Raw genomic sequence first — 1465 nt, 5'->3', positions numbered from 1 at the left:
CGGGGGGGTGCCCCTATGGGTTTGGTCAAGCTGATGGGGCGGGTTGGGGTTCGTAGAAGGTGCCGTCGCGGAGCATCGCGAAGAGCACGTCGGCTCGTCGTCTCGCGAGGCAGAGGAGGGCCTGGGTGTGGTGCTTGCCCTGGCTGATCTTCTTGTCGTAGTAGACCCGGGATGTCGGGTCGGCCAGGGCCGCGAAAGCGGATAGGAAGAAGGCCCGTTTGAGCTGCTTGTTTCCGCGTCGGGAGGGTTGTTCGCCGCGGATCGAGGAGCCCGAGCTGCGAGTCGCCGGGGCAAGTCCGGCGTATGCCGCGAGGTGGGCGGCGGAGGGGAAGCTGGATCCGTCGCCGACGTCGATGAGGATCCGTGCTCCGGTCCTGACGCCGATCCCCGGCATGGACGTCAGGACCTTGGAAAGAGGGTGGTTCTCCAGCAGTTCCTCGATCCGGGCGACGAGGAGTTTCCGCTGTTCAAGCACTGCCTGGAGTGAGTTGGCCAGGCTGGGAACGATCAGTGCTGCCGCGTCCGTGCCCGGGACGACGACGGTCTGCTCGTCCAGGGCGGTGAAGACGTCCTCGACGAGACGCTCGGCCATCCGCGGCGCCTTCGGGCGGATCAGCGTGATCAGCCGACGCCGGCCGGCCTTGCGTATCTGGGCCGGGGAGCCGAACTGATCCAGGAGTCTCAGTACGGCTGGATGCTGCACTCGCGGACCCAGGACCCGCTCCAGCGACGGATGGATCTGGGTGAGCAGGCCCCGCAGGCGGTTGCTGATGCGGGTGGCTTCGCCGGCCAGGTCGTCATCGAACCCGACGAGCATCTCCAGCTCGGCGATGGTCTCGTCCTCAAGATCGACCGAGCGGAGTGTGTGCGGCATGACGCGGGCGGCGTCGGCGATGACGAACGCGTCCCGGGCATCGGTCTTCGCTTCACCCGGATAGAGATCGGCGATCCGCCGCATCGTCAGCCCGGGCAGATAGGCGACCGGGCAGCCCATGTCCCGGGCCACCGCCAGCGGCAGGGCGCCGATGGAGGCCGGCTGGTCGACCACGACGAGCACGGCCCCGTGCTTGGCCTGCAGTTTCCCGAACACCTCGCGGAGCTTGGGTTCGCTGTTGGGCAGCCGTTTGTCGAAGGCCTTCTTCCCGGCCGGGGTGACGGCGGTGGCGTGGTGTTCGCCCTTGCCGACGTCCAGGCCGAGGAAGACACCGATCTCGCTGATGTCGATCACGTGCGTCCTCCGGTCGTTCCTGCCCGGCCGTCCCACGGCACCGATCGCCACATCCACATTACGAAGAGCCTCCCGACCTGCGGAAAGGCCGGTGGTCATGCCCCTAATCAGCGGTCTGTCGATGCCTCCGGAGCCGGTGACACCACCCCCCAGGCCATGCGATCGACAGGGGGAGAAAGTCATGCCAACTCCGGAGGCCGGGCGCCCCATTGCGGGGCCACCAAGAAGGTAATGGGG

At 67.4% G+C, this 1465-nt stretch carries 1 protein-coding gene; it reads right to left on the bottom strand.

What is annotated here, in order from left to right:
* Positions 1–25 precede the first annotated feature (25 nt).
* Positions 26–1228, bottom strand: coding sequence for an IS110 family transposase (locus ACQKM2_RS40835; protein ID WP_360451411.1), 1203 nt, complete (start codon positions 1226–1228; stop codon positions 26–28).
* Positions 1229–1465 lie beyond the last annotated feature (237 nt).

It is taken from the genome of Streptomyces sp. NPDC004126 (assembly GCF_050275515.1).
Taxonomy (GTDB): Bacteria; Actinomycetota; Actinomycetes; order Streptomycetales; family Streptomycetaceae; genus Streptomyces.
Note: the sequence above shows the minus strand (reverse complement) of the source record. Positions and strands in the feature narration are given on the sequence as shown.